The organism is Sphingobium sp. 3R8 (assembly GCF_020166615.1).
Classification (GTDB): Bacteria; Pseudomonadota; Alphaproteobacteria; order Sphingomonadales; family Sphingomonadaceae; genus Sphingobium; species Sphingobium bisphenolicum.
Genome location: NZ_JAIQXR010000029.1, coordinates 44,827 through 51,587, shown reverse-complemented (window position 1 = coordinate 51,587; position 6,761 = coordinate 44,827). Strand labels below are relative to the sequence as shown.

The window sequence follows — 6,761 nt, the reverse complement described above, 5'->3', positions numbered from 1 at the left end:
GATGGAGCGCCTTGCCAGCGAGCTGCACATGCTGGCCTCTGACATGCGCGAGCCATCGCGTTCGCACGATCGGGTCGAGCGGATCATCGATGATGGCGAGCGGATAGCAGCGCAGGTCCGGGCGTTGGTGCGTGGGCGCTGATGGCTAGGACCCGACCGAAGTTATGCTCACGGCGTCGTGCAGCAATGATACAACAGATTATATCTTATGGCCGACTTCCAGATGAAATTCGTTCATCTCGGTATCAAGTGTCATTACAATGACAGGCTTCTTCGTATAGGCATGGTCAAATAAGAATGAGGTAAGATAGGAGGCGATCTTTACTGCATCAGGGTTCTGTTTCATGCCCGGGTTGATCGAAATCTGTAGACCAAGCTGCGGTTTCGTCCACATTGCTTGACTACAATTGTCATGGTTTGTCCAACCCGCGGCCTTGAATACCGAATTGAAATCGAGAGCTAAGCGATGAGCCTCTGGATCGTTCATGGCGCTAGTAATTCTCCCTTGCCTTGGCCCGATCTTATGTAAGAGAGCAATTAGTTCAGCCGCTTGAGCCTGGGAGAGTCTCCTCGGCTTCATTTCACGCTCTATGCGAAGGCGCTCGAGGCGTTCCCGCTCAAGTTCGAGTTGGAGCTTGGTATTGTTGGTCTTCAGCTCTTGCGTGCGTTCGGCAGCATCAGCCTTGTAACGATCAAGTGCATCATCCTTGATCTTACCTACGGTCGATTGAAGCCGAATTTGCGCCCAACCTGCACCCATGGCTAGGACGGCGCAGACGGCTGATCCTACCATCGCCCAAATGCGGATCTCATTCACCCATCGCAGGGCATCTGATGGAGATAGGCCAAACATGCAAATTACCCTTTCTCGGCTTGTTTCCACGGCCCTCTGCGCATTCGCTACCGGAGCCATCTCGATGCTAGCGCTGGTTAACATCGTCATCGAATCGAGTTGCTGATGACGGCCACGCTGCCACGATCGTGATCAAATGCCCAGCCGTCCGCCTTCCCTCAAGCAGAAGCCCCGCGCCAAGCCCAAAGCGTGGGCCAGCACACGCAAGAGTCGGCAGGAGCGTGGCTATGGCCGCGAGCATGGCCTGATGCGAGCCGTGGTTTTGAGGGAAGAGCCGCTGTGTCGACCGTGCCAGGCGCGCGGACGCATCACGCCATCGACCATTGCCGATCACATCAAGCCGCTGAGTGAAGGTGGCACCGGCGATCGAGAGAACTATCAGGGCATATGCAAGCCCTGCCATGATGCCAAGACGGCACAGGAAGCGGCGCGGGCCAGAGGTGTAAAGGCACCTCGCCATCGCCGTACAATCGGGCCGGACGGCTGGCCCAAAGACTGAAGGATTTCGACCCGATCGCAGCGTTGGCGCGCGCGACCGGGTCTCACCCCAGACGATCATGGAAGGATCGCTATGGCTTCATCCGCTATAGCCGATGCCACTTGCGTATGCGAGTGCTGCGGCCAATCGTTCAAGCCTCGCCGCGCCGGCAACAAGGATAGCAATCGGTGCTGCTCCCGTGCCTGCGGTTTCGACGTGCTGCGCAGGGATCGGAAGGCGGCTAGCGACAAGCGGGCTGCTTTGCTCCAGGCCCAGCGCCACGCCGCACGGCAACATGTGTGCTTGAACTGCAGCGTGGCATTCGAGGCTCAGCCTTCGGCGAAGTATTGCAGCCCGTCCTGTGCAAGCCAGCACCACAACAAGATGAAGGTGGGACGAAAGGTTGAGAGGGCGTGCGGCGAGTGCCAGCGTTGCTTCGTGCCCACCTATGGAGACAAGCGACGGGCCTTCTGTTCTGATACCTGTGCGGCTCGCAACAATCACAGGATCAGCAAAGGCAAGGCGCGAGCCGCTCGGTTCGGTGCTGAATCTGAGGCGATCAACCCGATGAAGATCATGGAGCGGGATGGCTGGCGTTGTCATATCTGCGGCGGCCACGCACCGAGGGAGCTACGTGGCACGTTCGCGGCAGACGCGCCGGAGGTCGACCACATCATCCCACTGGCGCGCGGCGGTCATCACATCGAGAGCAACGTGGCCTGCGCTCACAGGCGTTGCAACATCGAAAAGGGCGACGGATTGGCCCGCGACGATGATGAGCCTGCCCGACGTTGGGTCCATGGGTAGGGGGTATCCCAAAGTTGGGGCGTTTCAGCCCAAGGACCGATGCCCCCCAAAACTTCACGCAAAACCACATTGATTGTCTGAGAGGGCCAATATGGCGACCCGAGGGGCGAAGCCCAAACCGGTGAAGCTACGGCTTGTTGATGGCACTCATCGCGGCACGCGGCACGGCGACAACGAGAAAGCGAAGGAGGCTGTTGAAGCAGCCGCCGCGACTTTCGGCAAGCTGAAAAAGCCGACCAGCCTGAAGGGCGAGGCGGCGGCGGCCTGGAAAAAATATATCGATCCGGCCGGCTGGCTCGACGCATCGCGCGAGCCTGCGGCCATCGCCTTCTGCGAACTGTGGAAGGAATTTATGTTCAACCCGACCGGATTCCCGGCGTCGAAGCACGGCCAGTTGCGCGCCTACATGAGCGAGCTTGGCTTGACCGACGAGCGCAATCGCGGGGACGTCGATGACGGCAAGGACAAGGACGAGTTCTTCGGGGACTGACCGGGCCACCGCATACGCCAAGTCCGTCGTCGCCGGCAAAGTCGTTGCTGGCCCGCACGTCCGCAATGCCTGCCGCCGCCATCTGGACGATCTCAAAAAGGGCAAGCAGCGCGGCATCTATTATGATCCGGCAGACGCGGCCAAGGCGATCCGGTTCTTCGAAGAGCGACTGAAGCTCAGCGACGGCCAATTTGAAGGCACACCGTTCAAGCTGCATCCCAGCCAGGCGTTCAAGACGGGCAGCATCTTCGGCTGGAAGCGCGCAGACGGCACGCGCAGATTCCGCCGCGCCTATATCGAGGAAGGCAAGGGAAACGGCAAATCGCCCTGGGTGGCTGGTGTCGGCCTCTACGGGCTGACCGCCGACAAAGAGCCGGGCGCGGAAATCTACGCAGCGGCATCGAAGAAGGATCAGGCGCAAGTCCTGTTCCGCGATGCCATTAAGATGTTCAAGAGCTCGCCCACGCTCAAGGCCCGGCTGACGGCCAGCGGCGGCGACGGCAAGGAGCATAATCTAGCTTATCTGGCGAAGTCTCCTTCTTCCGGCCGATCAGCCGGGAGGCAGGCCGCACCGGGTCCGGCCCTCGCCCGCACTTCGCGCTGGGCGACGAGATCCACGAAATGACCGAGCGGTCCACCGTGGAGATGCTGGAGCGCGGTTTCAAATTCCGGCGCCAGCCGCTGCTGGTGATGATCACGAATAGCGGCAGCGATCGGAACAGCTTCTGCTGGGAGCAGCACGAACACGCCATCCGCGTCGCGGCCGGCAACCCTGAAGCGAAGGATGAAGACCCGCATTACCTGGGCGAAGCGCTGGACGATAACACGTTCAGCTTCGTCTGCTCGCTCGATCATGGCGATGATCCTCTCAATGATCCGTCATGCTGGCCCAAGGCCAATCCGCTGCTGGGCGTCACCATCACCGAGGAATATCTCGCTGATGTGGTGAAGCAGGCGAAGCAGATGCCCGGCGCTATGAACGGCATCCTGCGCCTGCACTTCTGCGTCTGGACCGATGCTGAAACGGCATGGATGACGCGGGCCGTGCTGGAGCCTTGCCTTGCCGACTTTGATCCGGCGGAGCATCACGGCAAGCGCGCGTTTGGCGGCATCGACCTGTCGCAGAATAAAGACATCACGGCCAAGGCTATGGTCGTCCAGAGCGGCGTTGTCCAAGACGGCGAACATGCCGGCAAGCCGACATATGACGGCTGGATAGATGCATGGACGCCCGGCGATACGGTGCAGGCCCGCGAGCTGCGCGACAAGCTGCCCTACGCCCGCTGGATCAGGGAAGGTCATTTGCAGGCGCCCAAGGGCGCGAGCATCAGCTTCCGCCATGTTGCCCAGGCGCTGGCGGAAGATGCTCATGACTTCGATCTGGCCTGCGTCGCCTATGACCGATACGCCTTCAAGCGCGGCCTTGAACCCGAGTGCAACGAGCTTGGCCTCGACATTGATTTTGTCGAGCATCCCCAGGGCGGGACAAAAAAGGGCAAGCCTTCAGCATCGATGATCGAGGCGGCAGAGGCCGTCGATCGTGAGCCTGAAGGACTATGGATGCCCGCCAGCGTCCGGCAGTTCGAAGAGTTGCTGCTGGAACGGCGCATCCGCCTCAAGATCAACCCTGTCCTCATTTCCGCCATGATGAGCGCCGTCACCGATGAAGATCGCTGGGGCAACTATTGGCTGGCCAAGGAGCGCGCCGTGAACAAGATCGACGCCGCTGTAGCGATCTGCATGGCCGTAGGTGCCGCCCTCGCCTGTGAGGATATCGCGCCCTTCGCCTCGGTATATGAGGAGCGCGGGCTGCTCGAAATTGATCTGGACGAAATCTGATGGGGCGATTCCGCAACGCCGCCTTGGCGCTATTCGCGCCATCCGCCGGCGACATGGAAAGCCGCTATGGCGAAGGGGGCAGTGTCGGCTCCAGCGACGGCTGGTTCATCCGCATGTTCGGCGGCGGAAAGACCAGCGCCGGCACCGCGGTCAATGAATATTCGGCGCTCTATCTTCCTGTTGTCTATGCCTGCCTCAACCGGATCGGCAACCCGCTCGCCAACTTCCCGCTGGAGATCAGGCAGCGCGATGGCCTGGGCGGGTCGACCAAGGTCACCGAGCATCCGATGTCACAACGCATCGGGCTTCGTCCGAATGATTATATGTCGTCGCGGTCGCTCCGTAAAACCACCCAGGGCCACGCCCTGCTGTGGGGCAACGGCTATCAGGAGATCGAGCGTAATCAGCGCGGCGAGGCAGTAGGCCTCTGGCCTCTCCTGCCCGACCGCACCCGTCCGCACCGGGTTGACGGCGTGCTGGAATATCGCACCAACATCGACGGCCGGACCTTTCGCCTCGACCATGGTGATGTTGCTCACGTCATGGACCTAAGCCATGATGGCTATATCGGCTATTCGCAGGTGGCCATCGCGCGCGAAGCCATGGGCATGGCCAAGGCGCTGGAAGAGTTCGGCGGCAAATTCTTCGCCAACGACATGAAGTCGGGCGGCTTCCTCATGCATCCGGGGCGATTGAGCGGCAACGCGCGGTCCAACATCAAAGGCCCGGACAACAAGGCCAATCCCGAACGTCCAGAAGCCGCGCTGGAAAAGCAGGGCGGCCTGGATAATGCCCACCGCGTCAAAGTCCTCGAAGAGGGGATGAAGTTTATCCAGACGACGATTCCGCCGGAGGATGCGCAGTTCCTGGGAACGCGCGAGTTCCAGATCGCGGAAATCGCCCGCATGTACGATGTCCCGCTCGTGATGCTGCAAAGCCATGAGAAGTCGACCAGTTGGGGCAGCGGCATCGAGCAGTTGATGCTGGGCTTCATTCGCCAAACGGTCCTGCCTTGGGTGGAAGCGACAGAGCAGGAATATAACTGGAAACTGTTCACGGAAGCCCAGCGCGACGCGGGGATGTTCGTCAAGTTCAACATGAATGCCCTGTTGCGCGGCGACATGGCCGCGCGCGCTGTCTTCTATAAGCAGATGTTCGAATTGGGCATGACCATCAATCAGATCCTCGCGCTGGAGGATATGAACGGCATCGGCGCTGACGGCGATGTCAACTTCGTCTCCAACAATGTCCAGACGCTGGAGCGCGCCATCAAGGGCGAGCCATCCACAACCCAGGGCGAGCCGCCGGTCGCCGTGGTGGAAGAGGAAACCCCCGCATGAAATATCCCCACATCCTTGCCGCCTTCGCGTCCGAATATTGGGCGATGGAAGAGGCCAAGCTGATGGCGATCGTCGGCCTTCTCGCTATGCAGGCGGACGGCATCAAGTTCGACGCGGAAGAGATCGAGGCGCGCATTGCCCCGCAGACGGCCGCCGCCGTCGCGCGCAAGGAAGGCGCAGTCGCGATCGTGCCGCTACGCGGCGTTATCTCGCCGCGCGCCAGTGCGGTCGCCAATAGCTCGACGGGTGGCGGCGCGACGGCCGAGGGTTTTGCCAGTTCGATCGAGCGCATGGCGGAAGACGATGGCGTGAAAGCGATCATTGTCGACGCAGACACGCCCGGCGGCAACGTCGTCGGGATCGATGAAGCAGCCGCCGCTGTCTATGCGGTGCGCGGCGTGAAGCCCATTGTGGTGCAGGTCAGTGGAACGCTTGCCAGTGCAGGCTACTGGATCGGCGCGAGTGCAGACGAGATCGTCGCCACGCCGAGTTCCAGCCTTGGCGCGATCGGCGTCCGCACCGCCTATGATGATATTACCGCCGCGCTGGAAAAGCAGGGCATCACCCGCGAGATCATCAGCGCCGGCAAGTTCAAGGGCGAAGGTCTCCTTGGCCCCCTTTCGGACGAAACGCGCGGCTACATGCAGGGGCGGGTTGAAGAATTTTACGGCATGTTCGTTGAGCGTGTCGCGCAAGGGCGTGGCGTGACCGCGGCGACTGTCCGCGATGGCTTTGGCCAGGGTCGGATGCTCAGCGCTGCTGGCGCGGTACGCGAAGGCATGGCCGATCGCGTCGCCACCATGAAAGAAACCCTCGCCCGCTTTGGCGCCGGTCCTGCGCAGCCGCAGGGCCGCAAGCTGGCGCCGGGCCGCGAGCGCCGCGCTTTGGCGCTGATCTAACACCCCTCCCTTTTGGGGCCTCTTCCCGTTCGCGTGCCGGCGCGGACGTCGATCT

The 6,761-nt window shown here is 61.3% G+C and carries 8 protein-coding genes; 7 read left to right on the top strand and 1 reads right to left on the bottom strand.

Going from position 1 to position 6,761, the window contains the following annotated elements:
* Positions 1–199: 199 nt before the first annotated feature.
* Positions 200–853 (bottom strand): hypothetical protein, encoded by a 654-nt coding sequence (locus K9B33_RS20985; protein WP_224551058.1) that lies wholly within the window; start codon positions 851–853, stop codon positions 200–202.
* Positions 854–989: 136 nt separating this feature from the next.
* Here K9B33_RS20985 and K9B33_RS20980 point away from each other — a divergent pair, with 136 nt between their 5' ends.
* The 7 genes from K9B33_RS20980 to K9B33_RS20955 all read left to right on the top strand — a co-directional run bounded on the left by K9B33_RS20980 (position 990) and on the right by K9B33_RS20955 (position 6,706).
* Entirely contained in the window at positions 990–1,352 is a 363-nt protein-coding gene (locus K9B33_RS20980) for an HNH endonuclease (protein WP_318011160.1), read from the top strand.
* 546 nt (positions 1,353–1,898) lie between these two features.
* Entirely contained in the window at positions 1,899–2,138 is a 240-nt protein-coding gene (locus K9B33_RS20975; protein WP_224551057.1) for an HNH endonuclease, read from the top strand.
* A 91-nt stretch (positions 2,139–2,229) separates the two neighbouring features.
* Complete coding sequence (locus K9B33_RS20970; RefSeq protein ID WP_224551056.1) at positions 2,230–2,628, top strand: hypothetical protein; 399 nt, start codon at positions 2,230–2,232, stop codon at positions 2,626–2,628.
* Positions 2,591–3,253 (top strand): terminase large subunit domain-containing protein, encoded by a 663-nt coding sequence (locus K9B33_RS23115; protein WP_263499674.1) that lies wholly within the window; start codon positions 2,591–2,593, stop codon positions 3,251–3,253. The genes K9B33_RS20970 and K9B33_RS23115 overlap by 38 nt, the downstream gene beginning before the upstream one ends.
* Positions 3,178–4,467 carry a terminase TerL endonuclease subunit gene (locus K9B33_RS20965; RefSeq protein WP_318011161.1) on the top strand — a complete coding sequence of 430 codons (1,290 nt, stop codon included), beginning with the start codon at positions 3,178–3,180 and terminating at the stop codon, positions 4,465–4,467. Before K9B33_RS23115 ends, K9B33_RS20965 begins: the two co-directional genes overlap by 76 nt.
* Positions 4,467–5,807, top strand: coding sequence for a phage portal protein (locus K9B33_RS20960; RefSeq protein ID WP_224551055.1), 1,341 nt, complete (start codon positions 4,467–4,469; stop codon positions 5,805–5,807). Before K9B33_RS20965 ends, K9B33_RS20960 begins: the two co-directional genes overlap by 1 nt.
* A complete protein-coding gene (locus tag K9B33_RS20955; protein WP_224551054.1) occupies positions 5,804–6,706 on the top strand; it encodes a S49 family peptidase in 903 nt (300 codons plus the stop codon). The genes K9B33_RS20960 and K9B33_RS20955 overlap by 4 nt, the downstream gene beginning before the upstream one ends.
* Positions 6,707–6,761: the final 55 nt, after the last annotated feature.

Bases quoted from the DNA above. Each gene is read 5' to 3' on its own strand.
- K9B33_RS20985 (WP_224551058.1), bottom strand. From the start codon at position 853: ATGTTTGGCCTATCTCCATCAGATGCCCTGCGATGGGTGAATGAGATC.
- K9B33_RS20980 (WP_318011160.1), top strand. From the start codon at position 990: ATGCCCAGCCGTCCGCCTTCCCTCAAGCAGAAGCCCCGCGCCAAGCCC.
- K9B33_RS20975 (WP_224551057.1), top strand. From the start codon at position 1,899: ATGAAGATCATGGAGCGGGATGGCTGGCGTTGTCATATCTGCGGCGGC.
- K9B33_RS20970 (WP_224551056.1), top strand. From the start codon at position 2,230: ATGGCGACCCGAGGGGCGAAGCCCAAACCGGTGAAGCTACGGCTTGTT.
- K9B33_RS23115 (WP_263499674.1), top strand. From the start codon at position 2,591: ATGACGGCAAGGACAAGGACGAGTTCTTCGGGGACTGACCGGGCCACC.
- K9B33_RS20960 (WP_224551055.1), top strand. From the start codon at position 4,467: ATGGGGCGATTCCGCAACGCCGCCTTGGCGCTATTCGCGCCATCCGCC.
- K9B33_RS20955 (WP_224551054.1), top strand. From the start codon at position 5,804: ATGAAATATCCCCACATCCTTGCCGCCTTCGCGTCCGAATATTGGGCG.